Annotated in this window: 25 protein-coding genes; 14 read left to right on the top strand and 11 right to left on the bottom strand. The window is 70.0% G+C overall.

Annotated elements, in window-relative coordinates:
* Positions 1-153 precede the first annotated feature (153 nt).
* The 3 genes from HPY32_RS10075 to HPY32_RS10065 are packed head-to-tail and all read right to left on the bottom strand — an operon-like array spanning position 154 to position 2,635.
* Entirely contained in the window at positions 154-1,314 is a 1,161-nt protein-coding gene (locus HPY32_RS10075) for an alanine racemase (RefSeq protein WP_067590890.1), read from the bottom strand.
* Between the two features lie 3 nt (positions 1,315-1,317).
* Positions 1,318-1,749: a DUF2599 domain-containing protein gene (locus HPY32_RS10070; RefSeq protein WP_067590893.1), complete on the bottom strand. Its 432-nt coding sequence runs from the start codon at positions 1,747-1,749 to the stop codon at positions 1,318-1,320.
* 31 nt (positions 1,750-1,780) lie between these two features.
* Positions 1,781-2,635 carry an isocitrate lyase/PEP mutase family protein gene (locus HPY32_RS10065; RefSeq protein WP_067590896.1) on the bottom strand — a complete coding sequence of 285 codons (855 nt, stop codon included), beginning with the start codon at positions 2,633-2,635 and terminating at the stop codon, positions 1,781-1,783.
* Positions 2,636-2,772: 137 nt separating this feature from the next.
* Between HPY32_RS10065 and HPY32_RS10060 the strand changes: the two genes are divergently transcribed.
* Positions 2,773-3,522, top strand: coding sequence for an SDR family NAD(P)-dependent oxidoreductase (locus HPY32_RS10060; RefSeq protein ID WP_067590899.1), 750 nt, complete (start codon positions 2,773-2,775; stop codon positions 3,520-3,522).
* A gap of 38 nt (positions 3,523-3,560) precedes the next feature.
* A complete protein-coding gene (locus tag HPY32_RS10055; protein ID WP_082871569.1) occupies positions 3,561-4,571 on the top strand; it encodes an alcohol dehydrogenase catalytic domain-containing protein in 1,011 nt (336 codons plus the stop codon).
* An 82-nt stretch (positions 4,572-4,653) separates the two neighbouring features.
* On the opposite strand, the gene HPY32_RS10050 is transcribed toward HPY32_RS10055, so the two are convergent.
* Positions 4,654-5,367 carry a TetR/AcrR family transcriptional regulator gene (locus HPY32_RS10050; protein WP_171982771.1) on the bottom strand — a complete coding sequence of 238 codons (714 nt, stop codon included), beginning with the start codon at positions 5,365-5,367 and terminating at the stop codon, positions 4,654-4,656.
* A 38-nt stretch (positions 5,368-5,405) separates the two neighbouring features.
* Positions 5,406-5,993, bottom strand: coding sequence for a phosphoribosylanthranilate isomerase (locus HPY32_RS10045; RefSeq protein WP_067590908.1), 588 nt, complete (start codon positions 5,991-5,993; stop codon positions 5,406-5,408).
* A 177-nt stretch (positions 5,994-6,170) separates the two neighbouring features.
* On the opposite strand from HPY32_RS10045, the gene HPY32_RS10040 reads away from it, so the two are divergent.
* A complete protein-coding gene (locus HPY32_RS10040; protein WP_067590911.1) occupies positions 6,171-8,435 on the top strand; it encodes a glycoside hydrolase family 31 protein in 2,265 nt (754 codons plus the stop codon).
* 18 nt (positions 8,436-8,453) lie between these two features.
* Here the strand turns inward: HPY32_RS10040 and HPY32_RS10035 are convergent, their stop codons facing one another.
* Positions 8,454-9,677 (bottom strand): outer membrane protein assembly factor BamB family protein, encoded by a 1,224-nt coding sequence (locus HPY32_RS10035; RefSeq protein ID WP_067590914.1) that lies wholly within the window; start codon positions 9,675-9,677, stop codon positions 8,454-8,456.
* Positions 9,678-9,806: 129 nt separating this feature from the next.
* On the opposite strand from HPY32_RS10035, the gene HPY32_RS10030 reads away from it, so the two are divergent.
* The 7 genes from HPY32_RS10030 to mptB all read left to right on the top strand — a co-directional run bounded on the left by HPY32_RS10030 (position 9,807) and on the right by mptB (position 17,512).
* Positions 9,807-10,679, top strand: a complete 873-nt coding sequence (locus tag HPY32_RS10030) for an LLM class F420-dependent oxidoreductase (protein ID WP_067590917.1) — start codon at positions 9,807-9,809, stop codon at positions 10,677-10,679.
* Between the two features lie 396 nt (positions 10,680-11,075).
* Positions 11,076-11,462 (top strand): hypothetical protein, encoded by a 387-nt coding sequence (locus HPY32_RS10025; RefSeq protein ID WP_067590920.1) that lies wholly within the window; start codon positions 11,076-11,078, stop codon positions 11,460-11,462.
* On the top strand, positions 11,459-11,863 hold the full coding sequence (locus HPY32_RS10020; RefSeq protein ID WP_067590923.1) for a roadblock/LC7 domain-containing protein: 405 nt from the start codon (positions 11,459-11,461) through the stop codon (positions 11,861-11,863). Before HPY32_RS10025 ends, HPY32_RS10020 begins: the two co-directional genes overlap by 4 nt.
* A gap of 321 nt (positions 11,864-12,184) precedes the next feature.
* On the top strand, positions 12,185-14,824 hold the full coding sequence (locus HPY32_RS46115) for a helix-turn-helix transcriptional regulator (RefSeq protein WP_269456518.1): 2,640 nt from the start codon (positions 12,185-12,187) through the stop codon (positions 14,822-14,824).
* Positions 14,825-14,961: 137 nt separating this feature from the next.
* Entirely contained in the window at positions 14,962-15,216 is a 255-nt protein-coding gene (locus tag HPY32_RS10010; RefSeq protein ID WP_067596037.1) for a DUF8691 family protein, read from the top strand.
* A 30-nt stretch (positions 15,217-15,246) separates the two neighbouring features.
* Positions 15,247-15,870 (top strand): LmbU family transcriptional regulator, encoded by a 624-nt coding sequence (locus HPY32_RS10005; protein WP_216675902.1) that lies wholly within the window; start codon positions 15,247-15,249, stop codon positions 15,868-15,870.
* A gap of 100 nt (positions 15,871-15,970) precedes the next feature.
* Complete coding sequence (gene mptB, locus HPY32_RS10000) at positions 15,971-17,512, top strand: polyprenol phosphomannose-dependent alpha 1,6 mannosyltransferase MptB (RefSeq protein ID WP_067590932.1); 1,542 nt, start codon at positions 15,971-15,973, stop codon at positions 17,510-17,512.
* Between the two features lie 63 nt (positions 17,513-17,575).
* Here the strand turns inward: mptB and HPY32_RS09995 are convergent, their stop codons facing one another.
* Positions 17,576-17,764, bottom strand: coding sequence for a hypothetical protein (locus HPY32_RS09995; protein WP_067590935.1), 189 nt, complete (start codon positions 17,762-17,764; stop codon positions 17,576-17,578).
* A 66-nt stretch (positions 17,765-17,830) separates the two neighbouring features.
* The gene (locus tag HPY32_RS09990) at positions 17,831-18,523 is read right to left on the bottom strand and encodes a GntR family transcriptional regulator (RefSeq protein WP_082871574.1); all 693 of its coding nucleotides are present in this window, start codon (positions 18,521-18,523) and stop codon (positions 17,831-17,833) included.
* A gap of 163 nt (positions 18,524-18,686) precedes the next feature.
* Between HPY32_RS09990 and HPY32_RS09985 the strand changes: the two genes are divergently transcribed.
* From HPY32_RS09985 to HPY32_RS09970, 4 genes are all read left to right on the top strand, one after another.
* On the top strand, positions 18,687-19,565 hold the full coding sequence (locus tag HPY32_RS09985; protein WP_067596038.1) for an isocitrate lyase/PEP mutase family protein: 879 nt from the start codon (positions 18,687-18,689) through the stop codon (positions 19,563-19,565).
* A 4-nt stretch (positions 19,566-19,569) separates the two neighbouring features.
* Positions 19,570-20,967, top strand: a complete 1,398-nt coding sequence (locus tag HPY32_RS09980) for a 3-isopropylmalate dehydratase large subunit (protein ID WP_067590940.1) — start codon at positions 19,570-19,572, stop codon at positions 20,965-20,967.
* The gene (leuD, locus tag HPY32_RS09975; RefSeq protein ID WP_067590943.1) at positions 20,964-21,596 is read left to right on the top strand and encodes a 3-isopropylmalate dehydratase small subunit; all 633 of its coding nucleotides are present in this window, start codon (positions 20,964-20,966) and stop codon (positions 21,594-21,596) included. The genes HPY32_RS09980 and leuD overlap by 4 nt, the downstream gene beginning before the upstream one ends.
* A gap of 96 nt (positions 21,597-21,692) precedes the next feature.
* On the top strand, positions 21,693-22,223 hold the full coding sequence (locus tag HPY32_RS09970; RefSeq protein WP_156674581.1) for a hypothetical protein: 531 nt from the start codon (positions 21,693-21,695) through the stop codon (positions 22,221-22,223).
* A 53-nt stretch (positions 22,224-22,276) separates the two neighbouring features.
* Here the strand turns inward: HPY32_RS09970 and HPY32_RS09965 are convergent, their stop codons facing one another.
* From HPY32_RS09965 to HPY32_RS09955, 3 genes are all read right to left on the bottom strand, one after another.
* A complete protein-coding gene (locus tag HPY32_RS09965; protein ID WP_331713299.1) occupies positions 22,277-22,633 on the bottom strand; it encodes a hypothetical protein in 357 nt (118 codons plus the stop codon).
* Positions 22,634-22,715: 82 nt separating this feature from the next.
* Positions 22,716-23,228 (bottom strand): MarR family winged helix-turn-helix transcriptional regulator, encoded by a 513-nt coding sequence (locus tag HPY32_RS09960; RefSeq protein WP_067590952.1) that lies wholly within the window; start codon positions 23,226-23,228, stop codon positions 22,716-22,718.
* Positions 23,225-24,718 (bottom strand): FAD-dependent monooxygenase, encoded by a 1,494-nt coding sequence (locus HPY32_RS09955; RefSeq protein ID WP_067590956.1) that lies wholly within the window; start codon positions 24,716-24,718, stop codon positions 23,225-23,227. The genes HPY32_RS09960 and HPY32_RS09955 overlap by 4 nt, the downstream gene beginning before the upstream one ends.
* Positions 24,719-24,740: the final 22 nt, after the last annotated feature.

Below are 24,740 nucleotides of genomic sequence, written 5' to 3'. Positions count from 1 at the left end.
TCCGCCTCCGACAGTGCCCGATGCTAGTGCCACCACCGGCGACCGATCGGCTCGAGACAACGCCGTGCACGCGATTCGTACGCCATCGATAAGGGGTTGTCTCGAGATTCCTTCGGCCGTACCGACTTTCCGATCATATGCACCGACAAACGGTTACCCCGCAACGGGTCTCGAGACGCTCGTGATGGAGGTGCGATGGAAATCCGTGCGCCACAGATCACTTACGTCCCCGTCGGCGTCGACGGCGTAGTATGCGGGCCAGCGGTCGAAGACCGAACAGGGATGGGAGAGACCGAATTCGACGATATCGGTGACGGCGAGCCCGGTGACATCGGCGAGCACGGCGTGCTGGTCGTAGAGCGCGCGCACGGTGCCCGCGACACCGGATTTCTCGGTGCCGTCGGCACATCGGGCACCGAGCAGGACCGGCAGGTCGGCATCGTAGGCGAGGTCGCGTTTCCCGGCCCCGACAACGGCGACGCCGGGCTCGGGCGCCGACAACACGACGGCCCGCACCGACAGGGCGGGGCGCAGACCGGGAATCGGGCTCACCCGCGCGTAGGTGCCGTGGTCGTGGGTGACGTAGCAGCCGGATCGGAGCAGCCGCACCGTACCGGGCACATCCGATGCGGTGGGCAGGAATTCGACGACGCGGTCGGGGAATGCCGAGCCGCCCATGGAGAAGATCGGGGCGTCGGTGTCGAAATACGCCGCCACGTCGGTGTAGACGTCCCGGCCGCGGCGGCAGTGGTCGTCGACGGCGGCGAGCGTGTCCTCGGTCCGGGTGTTGGGCGCCACCCCCTCGTATCCCGCGACGCCGACCAGCGCGAGACCCGGTGCCCGCGCGATCGTTTCGGCGAGACGCCGCGCATCGGCGCGGGTGCGGACCCCGGTGCGGCCGCCCGGCGTGCCGACATCCAGCAGCACCTCGAATCGGCGGTCGCGCTCCCCGTGGATGCGCTGGGCCGCCGCGACACCCTCGGGCGAATCGACGAAGAACCGAATCTGCCGGTCGGCTTTGTCGTTCAGCCAATCCCGGAGCCGCGCAAGCCCTTCCGAATCGACCACCTGGTTCGCGATCAGGATTCGATCGTGCCCCCAGCCGAGCAGAACCGCCGCCTGGTCCACCGTCGCCACCGTCACGCCGACGGCCCCGGCCGCCAGCTGCCGGTCCACGATCGGAGCCGACATCGTCGTCTTCACGTGCGGCGCGAGCACGACATCCCGCGCCCGGCACCACTCCCCCATCACACGAATATTGTGGTCGACCGCGTCGACGTCGAGCCGTAATTGTGGATAAGCGTGCGAATGCATGCGCTACCCGTTCTCGGGAGCGCCCGGATTGCAGAGCGCGGCAACGGTTTCCGGATACCCCACGACGGGACGCCAGGGCTCGAGGTTCCAACTGGTCTTGCCGGATTCCACCACCCGGGCCCAATGCCAGTGGCACATGAACTGATCGATCATCCCCGGGGTGTTCGCATCGGGCGCCTGCTCGAGCACCTCCTGCCAGGCACGGTCACCGGCGGGCGGGGCGAAGTCCCGACGCCCGGACAGCGTCGGGAAGATCATGAGGCGACGACCGTCGCGGGTGTCGGTCCAGACGACGTGATCGATGAGCCGGTCGTCGGCGAACGGATCGGCCGACCCGGACTCCGGCACACTCGCCGCCGCAACACCGATCCCCGTTCCCGAAACACCCAGCGCCACAACGGCCGCAGCCCCCAGACCGGCGACGACTCTCCTCATGAACTCTCCTTTCGATCGGCACACGACCCCGTCAGATCGCGTCGAGTTCGCGGTGGAAATCCAATCCGACCAGTTGCGAGTACTCGGCATAGGTGAGCGTCGGCCGCGAGGCGGGAACGACGCCGTCCGCGTAGAGCTGGCCCAGGGACTCCTGCACCGAGGCGACGGCGGACAGCAGGGCGGTCAGGGCGTAGAACACCATCGAGAAGCCCATCCGCTCCAGCTCGAGAGCGCTCGTGGCCGCCGCATCGGTGCCGTCGACCAGGGAGGCGACCTTGGGGCCCGGCAGATGTTCGGCGATGTAGTCCAGATCGGCGCGGGTCTTGATGCCGTCGACGAACATCAGGTCCGCACCCGCGTTCCGGTACCGCGTCGCGCGGTCGACGGCGTCCTCGCGGCCGGTGACGCCGAGCGCGTCGGTCCGCCCGATGATGATCAACGATTCGTCTCCCCGCGCGGCCACCGCGGCCCTGATGCGCTGCTCCCCCTCCTCGGCGCTCACCAGCCGGATTCCCGACAGCTGGCCGCACCGCTTCGGGATGACCTGATCCTCGAGGTGCAGCGCCGCGACACCGGCCTGGAGATACTCCTGCACCGCGCGGTGGATGTTCGACGGCCCGCCGTAGCCGGTATCGGCGTCGGCGACGACCGGAATCGAGGTGGCGCGGACCATATTTCGCGCATGCTCGGCCATCTCCGTCTGGGTGAGCAGACCGATGTCCGGCTGCCCGAGGCGCGAGGCGGTGGCGCCCAGGCCGGTCATGTAGACGGCCGGAAATCCGGCCCGTTCCACCAGCCGCGCGCTCATCGAGTCGAAGGCTCCCGGGGCGCGGACAATCGGCCGTCCCGGAGCCAGCAGGGACCTCAGTTCATCGGCAGCACCCACGGCCAGAACATATCACCTATGTACGTAGATCGTAGATTTTCCCTGGTGACATCGCTATACAGATCTCTATATCGTTGCTATAGTCGTCTACGGCCGAGCGGCACATCGGATCGACACGCAGCGAGTGAGGTATCGACATGAGCCTGAAGGGCAAAGTTGCACTGGTCACCGGCTCGAGCAAGGGCATCGGCCGCGCGATCGCGCTGCGGTACGCGGCGCGCGGGGCGGACATCGTCGTGAATTACCTGCGCGACGAGCAGGCCGCGGCGGAGGTCGCCGACGAGGCGCGACGCCTGGGGGTCCGGGCGATCACCGTGCGCGCCGATGTCTCCGACGTCGCCGAGATCGACCGCCTGTTCCGCACCGCGGTCGAGGAGTTCGGGCGGCTCGACATCGTGGTGGCGAACGCCGGGATCGAGAAGGTCGACGTCCCCGTCACCGAGGTGACCGAGGAGGATTTCGATCTGCTGTTCCGCGTCAACACGAAGGGCCCGTACTTCGTTCTGCAGGCCGCGGCCCGCCGGATCGCCGACGGCGGCCGGATCATCAATATCGCGTCGAGTTCGACGGCGCGGCCGCAACCCGGGCTGGGTCTGTACGGCACCAGCAAAACCGCCCCGAAGTACCTGGTCCGAGTCCTAGCGTTGGAGCTGGGACACCGAGGCGTCACCGTCAACTCCCTGGTACCCGGGCCGATCGACGGGGCCGGAATCTTCACCGGCACCCCCGACGACGACCCGTACAAGAAGGCACTGCGCGATTCGGTGCCGATCGGCCGGCTCGCCACGCCCGAGAACGTCGCCGATTTCGCCGAATTCCTCGCCGGCGACGGCGCGGCGTTCCTCACCGGCGAAGAAGTCCTGATGAACGGCGGATCCAGTAACTGACCCGCCTCTCGAAAGTCGAAGGAAGGGAAGGACATTCCATGTCATCTGCCACCATGCGCGCCGTCCGGGTAGTCAGCGCGGGCGCGCCGTTCGAGGCGACGACCATCCCGGTTCCCGAGCCCGCGGCCGGGCAGGTCCGGGTTCGGGTGCATGCCTGCGGGGTGTGCGGCGGCGAGAACATTGCCCGGCTCGGACTGCTCGGGGTGCGGCTGCCGCGGGTGCCCGGGCACGAGATCGCCGGCGAGATCGATGCCCTGGGCGAGGGCGTCACCGCGTGGGCGGTCGGCGATCGGGTCGGCATCGGCTGGCACGGGGGCCACTGCTTCACCTGCACGCAGTGCCGTCGCGGCGACTTCGCCAACTGCGCGAATCGCGGCATCGTCGGCGTCTCCTACGACGGTGGTTACGCGGAATACGTTGTCGCGCCGCAGGAGACGCTCGCGCGGATCCCGGACGGGCTGTCGTTCGCGGAGGCCGGTCCGCTGATGTGCGCGGGCATCACCTCGTTCAACGCACTGCGGAATTCCGGTGCGCGGCCGGGCGATACGGTCGTCGTGCACGGGGTCGGCGGCCTGGGGCACCTGGCCATCCAGTTCGCGGCCCGGATGGGGTTGCGCACCATCGCCGTCAATCGCGGGCGCGCCAAGGAGGACATCGCCCGCGAGCTGGGCGCGGACGAGTACGTCGATGCCGAGGCGGGCAGCGCGGGCGCCGCGGTCGAGAAATTGGGCGGCGCGGACCTGGTGTTCTCCACCGTGGGTTCCAGCCCGGCCCAGGCCGATCTGATGCAGGGCCTGCGTCCCAACGGTCGGCTGCTGATCGTGGCCAGCGATCACCAGCCGCTCGAGGTCTCCCCCGACCTGCTGGTCTTCGGTCGGCGCACGGTGTCCGGCTGGTACAGCGGCCATGCCCAGGACAGCCAGGAGGCAATGGAATTCGCGGCGCTGAAGGGCGTGCGCCCGCTGGTGGAGACCTACCCGCTCGAGGAGGCCGAGGCGGCCTTCCAGAACATGGGCAAGGCGCGCTTCCGCAACGTGCTCACCCTCTGAACCCTGGCACCGCACGCACGGCCGATCCCGACGAGTCGGCCGTGCGTGCGTGTATTCGCATGGGGCAGTGGTTGTTCCGCCGTCAGTGATCGCCGGACAGGCGGCGCAGCCATTCCTTCAGCAGCTCGGTCTCGGCGGTCGACAGGTCGGGAGACGGGTGGGTGGCCAGTCCCGCACGTAGGGCGATGGCCGCGCCCGGCACCGCGTCGACGCCGGGGTCGCGGTCGGGCGCGGCCTCCCGAACGATGGAGCCCAGCACCGCGTCCCGGGCACGCTCGGAGATGCCGAGGTCGCGCTGCTCCGGCGAGGCGATCAACGCCAGTGCCACACCGACATTGGTGGCCAGGATCAGGTGCGCCGCCACGTCCGGGGGCACCACCAGGCGGCCCTGCTCGGCGGCGCGGTTGAGCATCCCGAGCAGCAGCGCCTGGCCCTCGGTCGCGGCCGACGGCCGCCGACCCGGGGTGACCTGGCCGTACATCACCGCGTACAGGGCGGGATTGTCCAGCGCGAATTGCACATGCTGATCCCATCCGGCGCGGATATCGGCGATCGGATCGGCCGATGCCGCCCGGGCTCGTTTCGCGCCCAGATACCGTTCGAAACCGTGTGCGGCCACGGCATTCAGTAGGCCCTGCTTATCGCCGAAGTGGTGATACAGCGTCGGCGCCTGCACACCCGCCAGCTCGCAGATCGCGCGGGTGGTGATCGGGGTTCCGTTCGACTCCGTCAACAATCGCGCGGCGGCCTCGAGCAGGCGCGTCCGCGCGGGTGGGTTGTCCACGGTCCTTGTCACATCGCTATTCTAATGAATGTAGCGAGACTATACCGCCGCTACGGCCGCGCGGCGGTCAGGAAGGATCGGATCCGATCGGGGTCCTTCACGCCCTTGCTCACCTCGACGCCGCTGGAGACATCGACACCCCACGGCCGGGCGGCGGAGATCGCCTGTGCCACATTGTCGGGGCTCAATCCGCCTGCCAGCAGCCAGTGCCCGGAGGGGCGGTCGCGCACGGCCGTCCAGTCCCAGGGCTGTCCGGCCCCCGGTTTCGGGGCGTCCACGAGCAGCAGCTCCTCGCCGTACGCGCCGCACCGCAGGTCGGCGTCGGCGGGGACCGCGCGGATCAGGGTGCGCCCGAGGTCGTCGAGTGCGGCGAAGTCGGAGCGCGGGTGGCGGCCGTGCAGCTGAATCGCTCGCACGCCGGAGATCTCGGCCGCCCGCCGGATCTGCGCGGGGGTTTCGCCCATGAACACGCCCACGGTCAGCACGTGCGGCGGGACCGGCGCGGCCAGCGCCGCGGCCCGCTCCGGGGTGATCCGGCGCGGGCTGGCGGTGAGGACGAAACCCACCGCATCCGCGCCCGCCTCGACGGCGGCGGCGACATGGTCGGGCTCGCGGAGCCCGCAGATCTTCACGAACACCGGGCGGAGCCTACAGTGCCTGGCACGCATCGGCATTCCGGCCATGGCGATGCGATCGTCGCGGCGCTGTGCGCGGCCGACTCGTCTACCCGGGACTGCTCGTATCCGGGGACATAGGGGCGTCGGATCGGTTATATATTGTGAGCCAAGCTGATTCACGCGCGAAAGGTCGCCGCCATGCGCAGAATCGCGCATATTGCGTTGGGATTGCTGGTCGTCGCCGCGGTCCTCGCGCCCGCGGCCCGCGCCGACGCGGACTCCGGACAACTCACCGATCTCACCGGAATCGTCGACAACGGTCCGGTGACCATCCTGAATGCCGGGACCGCCGCCGTCGCGGTGAGCTTCCCCACCTCCGGGGCGGTGCGCGTGCGGCTGGCCCCCGACGGCACGTTCACCGACCCGGCGGGCGACAAGATCGTCCGGCCCAATTCCGGTCCCCCGGTCGCGCACACTCGGGTCGACAGGGGCGACTACTGGGCCCTGTCCACCGAGGCGATCACGCTGCGCGCCTACAAACAACCCCTGCGTTTCGCGCTCTACGACGGCGCGGACACCCGGCAGATCTGGGCGGAGACGGCCCCGCTGTCGTGGACGAAGGATTCCACCACGCAGACCCTCGGCCGCGGCGATAAGGAGCAGTTCTTCGGCGGCGGCGAGCAGAACGGGCGATTCAGCCACCGCGACCAGACCATCCAGATCTTCGCCGACGACAACTGGAACGACGGGGGCGCGCCGAATTCGCAGCCGTTCTACCTGTCCAGCAACGGCTATGGCGTGCTGCGCAACACCTTCGCGCGCGGCACCTACTCCTTCGCCGACCCGGTGCGCACCACGCACCAGGAGCGCCGCTTCGATGCGATCTACGTCGCCGGTGATACCCCGAAGCACGTCATCTCCGCCTACACCGCGCTGGTCGGCCGCCCGTTCCGGCCGCCGATCTACGGGCTGGAGATGGGCGACTCGGACTGCTACCTGCACAACGCCAATCGCGGCGAGCGGCACACCCTCGACGCGGTGCAGGTCGCCGACGGCTACGTGCGCAACCGGATACCCAACGGCTGGATGCTGGTCAACGACGGCTACGGCTGCGGCTACGAGAACCTACAGCAGGTCGGCGAGGGCCTACGCAAGGACGATATGCAGCTCGGGCTGTGGACCGAGAACGGCCTGCCGAATCAGGCCGAGGAGGTGAAAGCCGGTGTGCGCGTGCGCAAACTGGACGTGGCCTGGGTCGGTCCCGGCTACGAGTTCGCCCTGAACGCCTGCGACGCGGCGCACCGCGGCATCGAGGACGCAAGCGACGCGCGCGGATTCGTCTGGACCCCGGTGAGCTGGGCGGGTTCCCAGCGCTGCGCGGTGCTGTGGAGCGGGGACCAGACCGGCTCCTACGACTACATCCGCTGGCAGATTCCCACCTACGCGGGCTCGACCATGTCCGGGATCGCCTACAACACCGGCGATGTCGACGGCATCTTCGGCGGCAGCCCGCAGACCTACACGCGGGATCTGCAGTGGAAGGCGTTGCTGCCCACCATCATGTCGATGGACGGCTGGGCGCCCTCGGACAAGCAGCCGTGGCGCTACGGCGAGCCCTACACCTCGATCAACCGAAAGTACCTGGAGCTCAAGGAAAGACTGCTGCCCTACACCTACAGCTATGCGGTCGAGGCGAATCGGACCGGCGTCGGCCAGATCCGGCCGCTCGCACTGGAATACCCGGACGACCCGAACACCTGGGGCGAGCAGGCCCGCTACGAATTCCTGTCCGGCAGAGACCTTCTCGTCGCGCCGGTGTACACCGACACCGAGGTGCGGGACGGGATCTATCTGCCGGAGGGCACCTGGGTGGACTACTGGAGCGGCCGGACCTGGACCGGGCCGACGACGGTGAACGGCTATCACGCTCCGCTGGACACGCTCCCGCTGTTCGTGCGCGCGGGCGCGGTGCTGCCCCTGTGGCCGGAGGGCACCCGATCGTGGCGGACCCGCGACACCGGCGTGCTCGACCTGGACGTCTACCCGCAGGGCTCGGGCAGCTTCACGCTGACCGAGGACGACGGGGTGACCCGCGCCTACCAGCAGGGACAGCAGGCCACCCAGACATTCACCGCGCAGGCGCCGCAGTCGGGCCCCGGCGATGTCGAGGTGACCATCGGCACGAGCGAAGGTGCGTATCAGGGCAAGCCGTCGGCCCGCCACTACGAACTCGCGGTCCACACCGGAGCGGCACCCGCCACCGTCCAGGCGGGCACCACCCCACTCGACCGCCGCGCCAGCCGCGCCGACCTCGACAACGCCCCCAACGGCTGGTGGTACGACCCGAACGACCGCGGCGGCATCGTCTACGTCAAGACCGACCCGGTCGCCGCCTCCGACCAGCTGACCGTGCGCCTACTCGGCGCCAGCGCGGTCGGCGGGAACCTCCCTGTCCCGCACTGAGATTCGGCCCTGCCGGAGCTATTGGGCCGGGAAGAAGGCGAGGCCGGTCATGGTGCCGAGGACGATGGTGGAGCCCGCGGCGGCCGGGGTGGCGAAATGGGGCAGGGTGTCGGTGGGGAACTGCTCGGTGGCCGCGCCGGTCGCGGGGTCGAGGGCGTAGAGGGTTCCGGAGTGCCAGTCGGTGACCCAGACATGGCCGGAGGCGAGGATGGGCTGGCCGTTGGCGGGGACCGTGGCGTGCCAGAGGACCGTGGCGGTGCCGTCGGCGGCAATGCGGACGGCGGTGGTGCCGGTGGTGCAGGGCAGGTAGGCGATATCGTCGGCCACGGCGGCGCCGCCGAAGGCGCGGCAGCCGGTGAAAGCCGGTGCCACGCTGCTGATTCCGCCGAGGTGGGCGGCGTCGAGAACGTAGCCGTCGCCCGCCTTTCCGGCGATGACGATGTGGCTGCCGACGAGCGCCGGGTTCATGGAGCCGAGGTCCTTGTCGGCGGCATTGTCGTCGGCCCAGGTGGCCGGGGCGAAGAAGTCGGCGCGCCGCAGGTCGGGGGTGAGGGCGACGACCGAGTCGGTGTTGTCGTAATCGGCTCCCGGCCCGGCGTTTCCGTTGCCGACGGAGTAGTACAGCAGGCCGCCCGCCTGCGCCGGGGAGCCCGGCGCCCAGATGCCGCCGCGACCGCTGGTCGACGACTGATACCAGGCGACGGTGTTGTTGGAAAGATCAACGGCCGCAACGGCTCCCGTGTAATTGCCGCAGTCCCCGGCGTTTCCGCCGAACGCGGCGTAGACGCGCCCGTTGGCGAGGGTGAGCGCGGGGCGTTGCAGATACGACGGCGAGTCGCCGAACGGCGGATCGATCGTCAGTTGCATTGTGACGGCGCCGGACTCGGAGTCCAGGCCGAACAGGACGTGATGCGCGTCCGATGTTTCGGCGACGACATACAGCCGATGGGCCGCGGTGTCGAGCGCGGGGCGCCCGGTGATGCCCTCCGGATCGATATCGCCGCACGGCAGGCTGGACTCCGGAATGGGGTCGGCGACATGGGTTTGCCACCGCACGGCAGAGTTCGCGACGGCGTAGACGGTGCCGTTCTCGGTGGCCGCGTAGATGGTGTCGCCGCCGACGACCGGCTGACCGTACACGGCCCCGTCGAGCGGGAGTGTGGTGCCCGCCGCCGTGGCGCTGCCGCCGCCGACCACGAATAATGCCGCGCACCACAGCGCGGCCAGAATTACCCTCGTCATGGCCGACTCCCATTCGGACACAACGAGTATCGCAGACTTTCCGAGGGTTCCCAAGGGAATCGAGGGCGGCGGCGCGACAACCCCTGACATGCCCGGAGATACCCCGGCAACCATGGTAGAACCTGGGGTATGACGCAGCCCTTCCGTTTCGGTGTGAACCTGAGTTCCGCGTCCAGGACGACGTGGGTCGAGAAATGCCGTAAGGCCGAAGAACTCGGTTACGACGTGATCGGGGTACCGGATCATATCGGCCTGCCCGCTCCGTTTCCGGCCCTCATGCTCGCCGCGGAGGTGACCGAGCGGGTGCGGGTGGGCACCTACGTGCTCAATGCCCCGTTCTTCAATTCCGGCCTGCTGGCGCGGGATGTGGCGACGCTGGACCAATTCACCGACGGGCGAGTCGAACTCGGCCTCGGGGCCGGTTATGTGCAGGGTGAGTTCGATGCGATCGGGATGCGGTTTCCGAGTGCGGGTGAACGCGTCGACATGCTCGCCGAGACGGTCGCGACGCTGCGGCGGCATTTCGCCGATCCCGGCTACCGACCGCGGCCCGCCCGGCCCTCGGGACCGCCGCTGCTGATCGCGGGCTGGGGCGATCGGGTGCTACGGCTGGCCGCCGAACACGCCGACATCGTCGCGTTCGTCGGGGCGAGCACCTCGAACGACGGCACCCTGCGGCTGGCAGGCGCCACCGAGACCGCGCAGCGGGTGCGCTACGTGCGGGGCCTGCTCGGCGACCGCGCCGACACCGTCGAATTCAATCTGCTGATCCAGCGCCTGGTGGCGCCGGGCGAATCCGCGGGCGTCTCCGCCGAACTGCGCGGCTACATTTCTCCCGACGCCACCGATGAGCTCGATCAAGTCCCCACCCTCCTGACCGGCACTCCCGCGCAGATGGCAGATTCCCTGCGCGAACGCCGGGAACGCTACGGCTTCAACTACTTCACGGTGTTGGAATCCAATCTGGAGAAATTCGCACCCCTCATCGAACTTCTCCGCTGATTTCCACGACCATCGTCGCGTCACGCCGGGCACAAGAGCAACACCGACCTGCTACATCGACAATTAGCCAGCCTCAACGATGCATCCGGGGGTCGAACCGGCTGGCCCGCCGCCGATCTCACACCGGCTCGGCGCACTCGGTGAGCGTCCCGGCAAAGATTCAGCGAAGATTCCTGTCGGAAAGTCTTGCGGCCGGGCCACACCCGTGGTATTACTATCTACGCACGTAGATAGTAATCTGTCCTGAGCAGGTAGTCGACGGTTTCTCCTCGTCATTCCGGCGTGCTTGTGGCCGGAATTTGGCCTGCTGCAATAGATCCCGGCCAAAAGCACGCCGGGATCAAGGGCGGGTGAGCACGCCGGGATCACGAGTGACCAGGAATTGGGGAATTCTGCATGGATCTGGACGAAGCGCTGCGGGCCGGGATGTCGGTCGATGGTGCGGTGGGAATCGCGCTGGTCGATTACGACAGCGGCATGGTGCTCGGAAAGCAGGGCGGGAACGCGCTGCTCGACCTCGAGGTCGCGGGGGCGGTGAATACCGAGGTGGTGCGGGCGAAGATGCGGGCCATCGAGGCACTGCAACTCGACGATGCGATCGAGGACATTCTCATCACCCTCGGCGGCCAGTACCACATCATCAGGCCGCTGGAGAACCGCACGCCGGGCGCCCGGGCCGACTCCGGCAAGCTGTTCCTGTATTTCGTGCTCGACCGGTCGCGGGCGAATCTCGCGCTCGCCCGGCATCAATTGCGCCGCCTGGAGCAGGCGGTCAGTGTATGAGCAACCACTTACAGCGGCAGGAAATCCGGCTGAGCGACCCGACGGTCGTCAAGGATCTGCTCGCCCGCGCCTGCGCCCTCGTCGGCGACATCCAGCACGCGATGATCGCCAGCCGGGACGGCCTGATCATCGCGGCCGACGCGAACGGCGACGAGGAGGTCGCCATCCACGGCTCGGCGCTCGGCGCGGCGGCGGCCGGGATCGGCGATCACTTCACCAATCTGGCCGCCCACGGCCGACTGCAATCCATGCTGGTCGAAGGCGATCGCGGCTGCGTCGGCGTCTTCCCCGTCAGCACGGCGCTGCTGCTGATCGTGACCAGCGCGCCGGGGGTGACCCTCGGCCGCTTCAGCGCCGCCGCCAAGAAGGTGGTCGCCGCGCTGCAATCACCCGAATCCTGATCGGCGAGCCCCGTGCACCGAGCCCGGCGCGATCGACAGGGGCGGGTCTGCGCGCCGGGCATCGGGTCGTCCGATCCGGCCGCGGAGTCGGCATCGGCGGCGACTCGCTGCCGGGCGTCGTTGCCCGGCGGCCACTCGGACCGATATCGACAATCCCCCGCGCCGGGGTGAGCGGGCATCGCCCCGTCGGGGTGATTCCCCGCGCGCCCGACCATCGGTTCAGCCCACCGGTCGCCCGGTATCGTTGCGCCGAGCCATGATTCGACTAGTCGGCGCCGCGACAGGCGCGTCGCGGCGAGCCGCTGTGCAATGATCCAAGGTGTGAGACCCGGCGATGCTGCACGCTCCGACGGCGCCAGTCTGGTCCTGCGCCCGGAATTGTTCGAGCGCCTCGGGGCCGCGCGAGTGACCATGGTGTCCGCCCCCGCGGGCAGCGGCAAGACGGTCCTGCTGCGGTCGTGGATCGCCGCGTCGGAGCTGACCGACCGCGCCGCCTGGGTGCCGGTGCGACGCGATGAGCGTGACCCGCAACGCTTCTGGCGGTCGGTCTGCGACGCGCTGCGCCGGACGAGCGCGGGATCGGAACTGGTGCGGGCCGTTTCGGCGGCGCCGGAGCCGGACGGCTGGGCGCTGGCGGAGCGGCTGCTCGCCGACCTCGCGCCGCTGCGGCAGCGGCTGTGGCTGGTGATCGACGACGTGCACGAGCTGGGTTCCGCCGAGGCGCAGCGCCAGCTGGAGCTGCTGGTGATGCGGGCCCCCACCGATCTGCGGTTCGTCCTGGCCACCCGCCACGACCTGCGGCTGGGCCTGCATCGGCTGCGGGTGGAGGGCGGGCTCGACGAAATCCGCCCGGCCGACCTGCGATTCACGCTCGAACAGACCCGCGAACTCCTCGAACTCGCGCAGGTGCGATTACCCGAGCCCGCGCTCAGCGCCCTCTACGAGCGGACGGAGGGCTGGGCGGCCGGATTGCGCCTGGCGGCATTGTCGTTGACCGGTCACCCGGATCCGGCCCGATTCGCGGCCGAATTCTCCGGCAGCGAGCGGACGGTGGCCGAGTATCTGCTGGCCGAGGTGCTCGAGCAGCAGAGCGAACCGGTGCGTCGGCTGCTGCTGCGCACCTCGATCCTGGAGCGGGTCAACGGCGAACTGGCCGACCTGCTCACCGGCGGCCGCGGCGGAGAGCGGGTGCTGCAAGACCTCGAGCAGGCCAACGCCTTCGTGACCTCACTCGACGGGGCTCGCTCGTGGTTCCGCTACCACCAGATGTTCGCCGATCTGCTGCAACTGAAGCTGCGGCGCGTCGCTCCCGACGAGGTGGTCGGGCTGCACCGGGCCGCCGCCGGATGGCTTGCCGAGCAGGGATTTCCGATGGAGGCGATCCGGCACGCGCAGGCCGCGCAGGATTGGGCCGCGGCCGCCCGCCTGTTCACCGATCGCTGGCCCAGCCTGCTGATGGACGGTCAGAAGACCGTCATCCGAGAGCTTCTCGGCGGTTTCCCCGGCGAGATCGTCGCGGCGGACCCGGAACTCACGATGCTGGCCGCGGCCTGCCAGATGCCGGGGGCGCCCGCGCCCGCCGAGGGCCGCTACCTGGCCCTCGCCGAACGCGCGGCGGCCTCGGCGCCGCCCGAGCGGCAGGCCCACGCACAGCTGATCCTCGCGATCATCCGGCTGCTGCTGGCCCGGCGCCAGTGGGACCTGCCCGCGGCGCTCGAGGCGACGCGCCAACTCCAGGTGGTGGCCAAGGCGCCGGACGCGGCGCTGCCCGGGCTCGACGCGGACCTGCGGGCAATGGCCCTGGTCAGCCTCGGCAGCACCGAGTTCTCGATCGCGCGATTCGACGACGCGACACGGCATCTCGAGCAGGGCACCGCGCTGGCTCATCGGATCGGGCGGCCCTACCTCGAATTCATCGGCCGGGCCTACCAGTCGATAACCCAGATGTTCGACTCGCTCCCGCTGGCGATCGAATCCGGCCGGGCGGCCCTGGAATTGGCCCGCACGCACGGCTGGACCGTCCACCCGGCCGCCGGGATCGCCTACGCGGCACTGGGTGCGGTGGCCGTGTGGCAGGGACGGCTGGCCGACGCCGAGCGCTGGCTCCAGCGCGCCGAGCGCACGCTGTACTCGGAGGTGCAGCCGCCGGTGGGCATGGCAATCGAGATCTTCCAGGGCATTCTCCAGCTGGCGCACGGCCGCTGCGCCGATGCGGTGGCCGCCTTCGAGGCCGCCGAGCGGGTCATCGCGCAGCTCCCCCAGCCGCATCCGCGCGCCGTCGTCGTGCAGGCCTTCAAGGTGCTGACCTATCTGCGCATGGGCCGGATCGACGCCGCCGCGGCGACCTACGCGGCCGTCGACGCGCAGGAGCGCGCCAGCGGCGGAATGCGCCTGGTGCAGGCGGCAATACAGCTCGCCGAGGGCGAACCGCTGGCCGCGCGGGTCACGCTGGCCCCCGTGCTCGACGGCTCGGTTCCGGTGCGCTGGGCGCGGCGGCTGGCCCAGGGATTTCTGCTGGAGGCGATCGCCCAGGAAGCCCTGGGCAATCTCGAGGCCGCCGAGGCGGCGGTGGAGCGCGCGCTCGACTCGGCCGAACCCGACGGGGAACTGCTGTGGTTCCTGCTGCATCCGGTGCCCGACCTGCTCGCGCGCCGGGCCCGCCACCGCACCGGCCACCCCGCGCTGGTCGCCGAGATCCAGAGCCTGCTCACCGGCCACGACCCCCGGCCCGCCGAACCGGAGCCGCAGGAGACGTTGAGCGACAGCGAGATTCGCATCCTGCGCTATCTGCCCACGCATCTGTCGGCGCCGGAGATCGCCCGCGAGCTGTCGGTCTCCCCCAATACCGTCAAGACCCATCTGCGCAATCTGTACACCAAACTCGGTGTCCATCGCCGCTCCGAGGCGGTCGGGCACGCCCGCGCCCTCGGTTTGCTCGCGCCCGCCACCGGTCGGCGCTGAGCAGATGCTCATCTCGAAACACGCTGCGGCGGTGTGAGAATCGAAGATCACCCGGATCGGGTGATGGACGATTCACCCGATCGCGGGCGATGCTCGGTGGTGCCGGTGGGCGCACCACCGCCGAATGCGAGGTAGGCATGACCACCAGTAGCCACCGTGATCCGTATCCGCGGAATTACCGGATCCGGGTTCGGGGCCGCCTGGGCGAGACCCTCCGCTGCGCATTCCCCGCCCTCGAGTTCGAGACGGTCGGTGGGGACACCGTGCTGACGGGTGAGTTGGCCGACCAGGCGGCGCTGTACGGCGTGCTCGCCGAATTCGAGGCGCTCGGCCTCGAGCTCCTCGAGGTCTGCCCGGCGCCGCCGCGCACGTCGAACCAGCAATCCTCATGAACGAACGGCTGTTACGGAGGTAGCGCACAGGTGACTCACTCTCAACTGGCAGATCCCAAAGCCATCCTTGTTACACAGGTAGGACTGCTCTTCCCGAACCGCATGGCCTACGCCCAGTGGGAACGCGCCGGACGCAAGCTCGCCCACATCTCCAGCTCGTCGACCTGGTGTCTGGGCGATTGGCTGGTCTACGGCGAGAAGTCCTACGCCGACCGCTATCGCGTGGCGGTGGAGGCGGTGGGCCTGGATTATCAGACCCTGCGCAACTACGCGTGGGTGTGCCGCCGGTTCGTGCCGGAGCGCAGACGACGCGAACTGAGTTTCCAGCATCACGCGGAGGTGGCCTCGCTGGGCGACGCCGAGCAGGACCGCTGGCTCGACCTCGCGACCGAACATCAGTGGTCCCGCAACAAGTTACGGGAGCGGGTGCGTGGCCATCGTGCGCGACCGGTCACCCGGGGTTCGGACCGGGAGCTGGTGCCGGGCGTGCGGGCGCGCGCCGAGCAGATGCAGCGGTGGGCCCTGGCCGCCGCGCGGTCGGAGGCCAGCCTGGTGGAGTGGGCCTCGCGCACCCTCGACCAGGCCGCCGAAATGGCTCTCGCGCAACCGAATCGGCTCGCCGAGGAGCCCGAGGCCCAACCCGCCGCGGAGTGATCCGCGCTGCGGCCGACCGTGATTCGGCCGCGTGGCTAGGCTCGGTGAAGTGTGGGCCTGGCGGAGGATGTGGCACAGCGGAATAGAGCCCAGCTGCCGAGTGATCGGCCTGCGGCTCCGCCGGATTCGCCTGCTCGGGACGACCGGCGCCGTGGTGATGGCGATCAGCGCGCTGGGCGTCGGGGCGCAGCCGGTGCATCAGAATCCCGTGTCGGGGATTCGGGTGGCGGGGCTGTTCGCGCGGGTGCCGACGGCGATGCTGGCCATGTGCATGATCGGCATGGTCGCGGTGGTGCTGGCGTGGCTGCTGCTGGGCCGGTTCACGATCGGCGCCACCGGCCGAATCACCCGCTCCCAGCTCGACCGGACCCTGCTGCTGTGGGTGGCGCCGCTGGCGGCGGCGCCACCGATGTTCTCCAACGACGTGTATTCCTATCTGGCGCAGAGCGAAATCGCCCAGCGCGGAATGGATCCCTACGTGGTGGGCCCGGCGACCGGGCTGGGGCTGGACAATGTGCTCACCGACAATGTGCCCAATATCTGGCGCCTCACGGCCGCACCCTATGAGCCGCTGTTCCTGTGGATCGGCCGCGGAATCGCGACGATCACCGGCGACAGCATCCTGCTCGGCGTCTGGTCGCATCGGGCACTCGAGCTCGGCGGGCTGATGCTCGTGGTGTGGGCGCTGCCGCGGCTGGCCCGGCGCGCCGGGGTGTCGCCGGTCGCGGCGCTGTGGCTGGGCGCGGCCAATCCGCTGGTGCTGTTCCATCTGATCGCCGGGGTGCACAACGAGACCCTGATGCTGGGGCTCATGCTGATCGGCCTGGAGATCTGCCTGCGCGCCCTCCCGACGAATATCGGTGCGGGACGGATGGATCGGCGGGCATGGGCGCTGCTGATGGGCGGCGTGGTGGTGATCGCCCTGGCGTCGATGATCAAGTTCCCCGCCATTGTCGCGCTGGGTTTCGTCGGCGCCGCGCTGGCCCGGCGCTGGGGCAGGCGTCCGCTGCCGCTGCTGATCGTGGCGGCGGGCTTCGGGGTGGTGGCCGGGGCCACCATCGTGCTGGTGTGCTGGGGTAGCGGGCTGGGTTTCGGCTGGGTCCACACCCTCGACACCGCCCGGGTCGTCCGCAGCTGGATGTCGCTGCCCACCGCCGTCGGCATCGTCACCGGATTCGGCGGCGTCCTGCTGGGATTGGGCGATCACACCGACGCGCTGCTGAGCATCACCCGCCCCGTCGCCCTGGTCGCGGCCGGGTTCATCGGATTGCGCATGCTGATCGCCACCTGGACCGGGCGGCTGCACCCGATCGCGGCCCTCGGGGTATCGCTGGGTGCGGTCGTGCTGCTGTCGCCGGTGGTGCAGCCGTGGTATCTGCTCTGGGCGATCGTGCCGCTGGCCGCCGGGGCGGCGACGTCGGCGTTCCGCGTTCCGGCGGTGGTGTTCTCGGTGATCGTCGCGGTCGTGGAGATGCCGCGCGGGGCCGATTTCGAGGTGTTCCAGATCGTCGAGGCGGCCCTCGCTGCGGTGGCGGTGACGGTGGTGTTCATCGCGCTGACCCGCGGCTCCCTGCCGTACGGCCGCGTGACGCCGGTCACCGAGGAGGCGGCCGTCGGTCGATGCGGTTGCGAGGCACCGTGATCCGGGACAGCGGAAATCGACGTCCTCGGCGAGGACATCGACTCCGCTCGGAAACTCCGGGAACTACCCGCCGCTGACGGCACCGGCGCGCAGCACCCGCCGACGCCGCCGTGCTCGCCGCGCGGCCTCCTCGGCCGCGGCGGCGGCCTGCGGCTGCGAAGCTCCCGCCCGGATCGCCCGCTCGTACGCCTCGGTCCGGGCGCGCTCCTCGCGCCACGACCTACGCCCCCGAAGTCTGCTGATCAACCCCACGTCGTTCTCCTGTCTTTCGAACCACAACGACCACTCCAGCGTGCCAGCCGTCGTCTGCCCGCCGCATCACTCCCCAGTACGATTTCCGTGGCGGCGGATCTGCTCGCGGTTGGTGTAGATGTGTTCGCGCATGAGGAATTCCGCGCGATCGGGGGGGCCGTCGGTGAGGGCGTCGGCTATGCGGCGGTGGTCGGCGAGGGCCTGGCGGACCTCGTCGTGGGTGAACCAGTGGCCTATATCGCCGTCTCGGCGGTGCCTGGCGTCGTAGATCAGGGGGGCGCGGCGGGCCTGTTCCACGCCGCGGACCAGATACGGGTTTCCGGCGGCCGCCAGGATGATGTTGTGGAATTCCAGGTTCAGTTCCAGCCAGCGGCCCTGACGGTCGGGGGACCATTCGCCGCGGTCCACCGTGTCGGTGGCGCGGTCGAGGTTGGCGTGTAGCAGCGGGAGGGTCCGCGCGCGTTCGGGTTTGCCCGCGAGGGCGCGACATGCCATGCCCTCCAGCGCGATTCGCATGTCGAAGGCGTGCAGGACGTCGGTCAGGTCGAACTCGCGCACGACGTAGCCGCTGTGCGGGGAGTAGTCGAGCAGGCCCTCGCCCGCCAGCACCTGCAGCGAATCGCGCACCGGGGTGCGCGAGACCGACAGCAGCTGCGCGAGATTGCGCTCCTGTAGGCGGCTGCCGGACGCGAGCTCGCCGTCGAGCACCTTCGCCCGCAGCTGCTCGGTCACCGATTGCGTCGTGGTCGAACCTGTCATGGGCTCACTCTAGACATCCGGCCTCCGCTCTCCCGAGTCGCGGCATTCCGCCCGTCGACCCAATATGGCATGCCATTCGAGGGATTTTCAAGGCACTCGTTGACATCTTTGCCGGATGGAGCGCACGATGGCATACCATCCGCACTCGATCAAGGAGAGATCAATGCCGACCGACAGCCCGGCCGCACGGCTGAAGGAGCTCATCCTCGGCCCCGAACTTCTCGTCATGCCGGGGGCGTTCGACCCGCTCAGCGCCAAACTCGCCGAGCAGGCGGGCTTTCCGGCGATCCAATGCACCGGCCTGGGCATTTCGGCCACCCACCTGGGCTACCCGGACTACTCGTTCCTGTCCATGACCGATATGGTCGGCGTCACCGAGCGGATCGCGCGCGCCGTGCGCGTCCCGGTCATGGGCGACGCCGACACCGGATTCGGCAATGCGGTCAATGTGCACTACACGGTCCGGGCGTTCGAACGGGCCGGTGCCGCGGGGATCAATCTCGAAGATCAGGTGGCGCCCAAGCGATGTGGGCACCTCGACGGCAAACAGCTCATCGATCTCGACGAGGCCGTGGGCAAGGTGCGGGCGGCCACCCAGGCCCGGCGAGACCCGGACTTCGTGATCAATGCCCGCACCGACGCGCTGGCGGTCGAGGGCATCGACGGCGTCGTCCGGCGCGGCAACGCCTACCTGGAGGCCGGGGCCACCATGGTCTTCGTCGACGGCATGACCTCGCGCGAGCTGATCCGCAGCGCGGTCGACGGGATCGACGGCCCGGTCGCCATCAATATCGTCGAGGGCGGAAAGTCCCCGCAGCACTTGACCTTCCGCGAATTGCAGGACCTGGGTGTGGCGCGGGTGAGCCTGCCCGGCGTGCTGCTGATGTCGGCCCTGCACGGCATGCGCACCGCCCTGGCCCGCGTGGTCGCCGACGGCGGCACCTGGAACCTGGCCGAGCTGACCGTGCCGTTCCGCGAGGTCCACGACCTGATGGGCATGCGCGAGATCGAGCGGCTCGAAGACCTCTACCTGCGGCGGTGAGCAGATGAACCGATCCGTTCTCGACAAGATCTGGGACCAGCACGTGATCACCGAACTCGGCGACGGCACCGCGCTGCTGCACATCGACCGCGTGCTGTTGCACGAGCGCAGCGGCGCGCTCGCCCTGCGCGGCCTGCGCGAGCAGGGCAGGCAGCTCTACGACAGCGGCCTCGCGTTCGGGACGATGGACCACGTCGTCGACACCCGGCCGGGCCGCGGCGACGCGACCCCGATCCCGTCGGGCGAGATGTTCATCCGCGGCTTCCGCGACGAGGCCCACGCGCGCGGCATCACCCTGTTCGACATCGGCGATCCCGCGCAGGGCATCTCGCACGTGGTCTTCCCCGAACTGGGGATCGCGCTGCCCGGGGCGACGATGGTCTGCGCCGACAGCCACACCTGCACCCTCGGCGGCGTGGGCGGCCTGGCGTGGGGCGTCGGGGTCACCGAGATGGAACACGCGCTGAGCACCCAGACCCTGGCGGTGCGCCGCCCGCCCACGATGCTCGTCCGCTTCGAGGGCCGTCTCGCGGACGGCGTATACGCCAAGGACCTGATTCTCGCCCTGATCGCGCGCATCGGCGCGGCGGGCGGGCGCGGGCACGCCATCGAGTTCGCCGGTACCGCGATCTCGGAGATGAGCGTGGAGGGGCGAATGACGTTGTGCAACATGGCCGTCGAGTGCGCGGCCTGGACCGGCACGGTCGCCCCCGACGAGACGGTGCTGCGCTATGTGCGCGGTCGCCCCTACGCGCCCACCGGGCGGTCGTGGGAGCGGGCCGCGGCGGCGTGGCGCGCGCTGCGCAGCGACGACGACGCGCGCTACGACCGCACGGTCACCCTCGGCGTCGACACCTTGGCGCCGCAGGTGACCTGGGGTACCAGCCCCCAGTTCGCGGTGGGTGTGGACGGGCGGGTGCCGCATCCGGACGATCTCGCCGACCCGGCGGCGGCGCGGCGCGGGCTGGAGTACATGGATCTGTCTGCCGGGCAGCGGATGCGGGATCTGCCGGTGCAGGTGGCCTTCCTCGGCTCGTGCACCAATGCCAGGCTCGACGACCTGCGCGCCGCGGCGCGAATCGTGCAGGGGCGCAAGGTATCCGATGGGGTGCGGGCGATCTGCATTCCGGGATCGAGCGCGGTCCGGCGGGCCGCCGAACGGGAGGGCCTGGACCGGATCTTCCTCGACGCCGGGTTCGAATGGCGTGAATCCGGGTGCGGTTTCTGCTTTTTCGCCGGGGGCGAGGGATTCGCCGCGGGCGCGCGCACGATCAGCTCGACCAACCGGAATTTCGAGGGACGCCAGGGGCCGGGCGTCCGCACCCATCTCGCCAGCCCCGCGACCGTCGCCGCGTCGGCGCTCGCGGGACGCATCGCCGACGCCCGGGAGGTGTTGTCGTGACCGGGGATCCGTTGACCGTGGTGCGGGGTATCGCCGCGCCGCTGCTTCGCGCCAATATCGATACCGACGCCATCGCGCCGTCGCGCGTGCGCATGACCGCGCTGTCCAAGAGCGGTTATGCCAAGGCGCTGTTCGCGAATTGGCGTTTCGATGCGCAGGGCCGCGAGATCGCGGACTTCGTCCTGAACCGGGAGCCGTATCGGCGGGCGTGTGTGCTGGTCGCCGGGGCCAACTTCGGCTGCGGCAGTTCCCGGGAGACCGCGGTGTGGGCGCTGCGGCAGTCCGGTTTCCGCGCCGTGATCGCGCCGAGCTTCGGCGCGATCTTCGAGGCCAACTGCTATCGCAACGGCCTTCTCCCGCTGGCCCTTTCACCCGCCGAGCACGCCGAGCTCACGACGGAGATCTTCGACGACCAACAGGTGAGCGCGGTGGAGGTGGACCTCGAGCGCTGCCGGGTCGGGGCCGCGCACGGCCCCGTTCACCACTTCGCCGTGGACGAACGCGGTCGGCGGCTCCTGCTCGAGGGTCTGGACACCGTCGGCGAAACCCTGCTGTCGGCGGACCTGATCGAGAACTTCCGGGCCCGGGACCGGCTCGCCCGCCCCTGGATCTATCGCACCGCGAAGTAACCTGCGTCGCAGTGGCATTGGATACGACCCCATAAACAACTACGTCGTGTAGTATCGGCATTCCAGGGACGTGACGCCGACCGTCGGAGGTTGTTCATGGGTACCGTTGACAGATGCCAGGTCAGTCGCCTGCTCCTCGATCGGCTGTGGGCGTTCCGCGGGGAGGACGTGCGGATCGTGGCATTGCCGGGCGGCGGGGTGCCGCTGGCCTACGGAATCGCCGTCTCGCTGGGTATTTCGCTCGACGCGACGCTCGAGGCGCACGAATCGCTCTCGGGCATAACCGTTCTCGTCGTCGCCGACAGCATTGTCGACGCGGAGGCCGTGGCCGCCGTGGCGCGCACCGCGTACGCGCGGGGAGCCGTGCGGGTCGTCGCGATCGCGCCCACCGTCTCGCCGCGCGCGGCCGCCCGCCTGGGTGAGCTGGTCGACAATGTCGTCTGTCTCGAGGACTCGAAACCTCCTCGGCCCGAACCCGATCGCCCGCACCGGCGATGCGCGTTCGCCACCGACGGCGATATCCGCCGACTCCTCGACGCGGCGGCGCAGCGGGATCCGCATGCCCGCCCGCCGCTGCGCCCGAGGTGGCAGTGCCCGATGACGACGGTGGCGGCTCAGCCCCGATGACTCGTGCGGGCGGGCCGGGCGGCCACCCCGCTCCACGCCGCGCCGGCCCCGGACTAGCCGATCCGGTACACCTGCACCGTGGCCGCGACGCTCGCGGCAATGGTGAGCACCGCGACCGCGCCGACCAGCAGCCGCGACAGCGAGCGGCCCCGGGACTCGACCATGTGCACGACCGCCAGCAGGACGGCCACCACCAGCAGCGCGACGGCGAAGTAGACGAACGTGTCGCCGAGATGAGTGTGGTTGTGCAACTGCGGGCTTCGCCCCACCCGCTTCTCCAGCCACTCCCCCGCATCGGTGGTGATCGGCGTCGTGATCGCGACGACGGCCGCGAGCACCAGCACCGGCCAGACCAGCCGCCTGCGCGCGGCGGGCCACACCGCCGCCGCAATCGCCAACACCGACGTCACCGGCGCGAGCACCACAATGGCGTGAACGAGCAGAATATGGGCCGGGAGGCCGCCTGGGGCCACCGTAACCCGAGAAAGAACGCTAAGGATTCTCCAGGGAGAGTAGGACGGTGCGGAGGTCGTTGTTGATTCGGCGCTGGGTGGGCGGGGAGAGGGCGGACAGGACAGCGTGTTCCGTGTCGGTTTTTACCGCGAAGACCTCCATGGCGCGTTTCTCGCCCGCGGGGGTCAGTGTGACCAGCACCGAGCGGCGGTCGGATGGGTCGAAATCCCTGGTGACCCAGCCCTTTTGCTCCAGTTGGCGGACCCGGTTGGTGACCGCGCCCGAGGTGAGTTGCAGGTCGGCGACCAGTTGTCCCGCGCTGAGGCGGTGGTCGGGCTCGGTGCGGATCAGGCAGGCCAGCAGCTCCAGTTCGCACAGGTCGATGCCGAGCGGGGCGAGTTCGCGCTTGATCTCGGTCTCGAGCCGGTGCGCCAGGCGGCGGATGCGGTAGGCGAGCGCCTTGGCCTCCGCCGCCCGGTCGGCGCCGCGGCCGACCAGGACCGCCATCATCTCGTCCACGTAGTCCGGTGGCTCCGGCCGGGCCGCGCTCATGCGACGGGGGCGAGGTGGGCGTCGGGTACGGTCCAGGCGGCGATCTCCGCGGCGAGCCCGTCGGTCGTTTCGGCGGCGTGCGCGACGTGTCCGTCCGGCCGAATCAGCGCGGCGCACACGGCATCCCATCCGGCGGGCCGCTGGGCGGTGACCACCGCGACCCGCGCGGAGCCGAGGCCGGTGAGCGCGCCGGTGAAGTCCAGGAGCAGGAAGCGATCCGGGCGCAGCGCGCGCAGCAGCGTGCCCTCGGCGAGCGCCGTATCCGGCGCCTTCGTTCCCACCAGCGGGTGCGCTCCGTCGGGGCGCGGATAGCCGACGCCCAGGCCCGACAGCCAGGCCGCCAGGTCCGCGGCGACCTCGCCGCGGCGGGCGATGAATCCGTTGACCATGTCGCGCAGGGCGGCTCCGGCCGGGGTGAAGGTGTGCATCAGCGCGTCCTGCGCCAGCGTGTTGGCGAGCAGTCGCTCGGCGATCGGGCGGCGCTCGCCGTCGTATCCACTGTCGCCGGTGCGCAACCGATCCGGCGCCCAGCCGTGGATCTCGGCGGCGAGCTTCCAGGCCAGATTGGTGGCGTCCTGCAAGCCCACGTTCAGGCCCTGACCGCCCGCGGGCAGGTGCACGTGCGCGGCGTCGCCGACGAGCAGGATCCGGCCCTCGCGGTAGCGCGCGGCGTGCCGACTGCTGTTGCTGCTGCGCGACTGCCACTGCGCGTCGGCCAGGCCGAAGTCGCTGCCGCAGATGCGAATCAGGGCCGCGCGCAGTTCGGCGAGGGTGAACGGCTCGGCCTGCCGTGCCCTGGCCCGTTCGGCGGACAGCCCGGCGTCGGCGGCCTCGATACCGAACACCCGGAAGATGCCGTCGGACAACGGAACCACCGCGGCGTGCCCGGCGGTGTCGCGCCAGAAGTACCGCGCGGCCGTCACCGGTTCGGTCAAGCGCACGTCGGCGACGAAACCGACCATGGTCGGGGCGGTGCCGACGAACTCGATGCCGGATGCCTTGCGCACCAGGCTGTGTGCGCCGTCCGCGCCGACCAGGTAGCGCGCCGTGTGCTCCGCGCCGCCGACGCGGACGCGCACGCCGTCGGCGGACTGCGCGACCTCGGTCACCTCCGCGCCGCGGTGCACCGGAATCGACCGTGCGCGTAGGTATTCGGCCAGCACCTGCTCGGTGCGCCACTGCGGGATCATCAGCACGAACGGGAACGGGGTGTCCAGGCCGCGGTAGTCGAGCCGCTCGGGCAGCATGGCGAAATGCGCGTGCGGTACCCGACTCCCCTGCGCCACCAGGATATCGCTGAGCCGACGGCCGTTCAGCTCCAGCATGGTGAGCACCTCGAGGGTGCGCGGATGCACGGTGGTCGCGCGGGATTCGCGGTCCGGCTCGGCATTTCGCTCGTACACCTCGACGCGCACTCCGGCGGCGTCCAGCAGCGCCGCCGTCATCAATCCCACGGGGCCACCGCCGACCACGATCACGTCCATGGTCATTCCGACTCCTCCCGTCGGCGAA

Source organism: Nocardia terpenica, from assembly GCF_013186535.1.
Lineage (GTDB): Bacteria > Actinomycetota > Actinomycetes > Mycobacteriales > Mycobacteriaceae > Nocardia > Nocardia terpenica.
Note: the sequence above shows the minus strand (reverse complement) of the source record. Positions and strands in the feature narration are given on the sequence as shown.

Excerpts from the sequence above, each read along its gene's own strand:
- HPY32_RS10075 (WP_067590890.1), bottom strand. The coding sequence starts at position 1,314 with ATGCATTCGCACGCTTATCCACAATTACGGCTCGACGTCGACGCGGTC.
- HPY32_RS10070 (WP_067590893.1), bottom strand. The coding sequence starts at position 1,749 with ATGAGGAGAGTCGTCGCCGGTCTGGGGGCTGCGGCCGTTGTGGCGCTG.
- HPY32_RS10060 (WP_067590899.1), top strand. The coding sequence starts at position 2,773 with ATGAGCCTGAAGGGCAAAGTTGCACTGGTCACCGGCTCGAGCAAGGGC.
- HPY32_RS10055 (WP_082871569.1), top strand. The coding sequence starts at position 3,561 with ATGTCATCTGCCACCATGCGCGCCGTCCGGGTAGTCAGCGCGGGCGCG.
- HPY32_RS10040 (WP_067590911.1), top strand. The coding sequence starts at position 6,171 with ATGCGCAGAATCGCGCATATTGCGTTGGGATTGCTGGTCGTCGCCGCG.
- HPY32_RS10035 (WP_067590914.1), bottom strand. The coding sequence starts at position 9,677 with ATGACGAGGGTAATTCTGGCCGCGCTGTGGTGCGCGGCATTATTCGTG.
- HPY32_RS10030 (WP_067590917.1), top strand. The coding sequence starts at position 9,807 with ATGACGCAGCCCTTCCGTTTCGGTGTGAACCTGAGTTCCGCGTCCAGG.
- HPY32_RS10025 (WP_067590920.1), top strand. The coding sequence starts at position 11,076 with ATGGATCTGGACGAAGCGCTGCGGGCCGGGATGTCGGTCGATGGTGCG.
- HPY32_RS10020 (WP_067590923.1), top strand. The coding sequence starts at position 11,459 with ATGAGCAACCACTTACAGCGGCAGGAAATCCGGCTGAGCGACCCGACG.
- HPY32_RS10010 (WP_067596037.1), top strand. The coding sequence starts at position 14,962 with ATGACCACCAGTAGCCACCGTGATCCGTATCCGCGGAATTACCGGATC.
- HPY32_RS09990 (WP_082871574.1), bottom strand. The coding sequence starts at position 18,523 with ATGACAGGTTCGACCACGACGCAATCGGTGACCGAGCAGCTGCGGGCG.
- HPY32_RS09985 (WP_067596038.1), top strand. The coding sequence starts at position 18,687 with ATGCCGACCGACAGCCCGGCCGCACGGCTGAAGGAGCTCATCCTCGGC.
- HPY32_RS09980 (WP_067590940.1), top strand. The coding sequence starts at position 19,570 with ATGAACCGATCCGTTCTCGACAAGATCTGGGACCAGCACGTGATCACC.
- HPY32_RS09970 (WP_156674581.1), top strand. The coding sequence starts at position 21,693 with ATGGGTACCGTTGACAGATGCCAGGTCAGTCGCCTGCTCCTCGATCGG.
- HPY32_RS09960 (WP_067590952.1), bottom strand. The coding sequence starts at position 23,228 with ATGAGCGCGGCCCGGCCGGAGCCACCGGACTACGTGGACGAGATGATG.
- HPY32_RS09955 (WP_067590956.1), bottom strand. The coding sequence starts at position 24,718 with ATGACCATGGACGTGATCGTGGTCGGCGGTGGCCCCGTGGGATTGATG.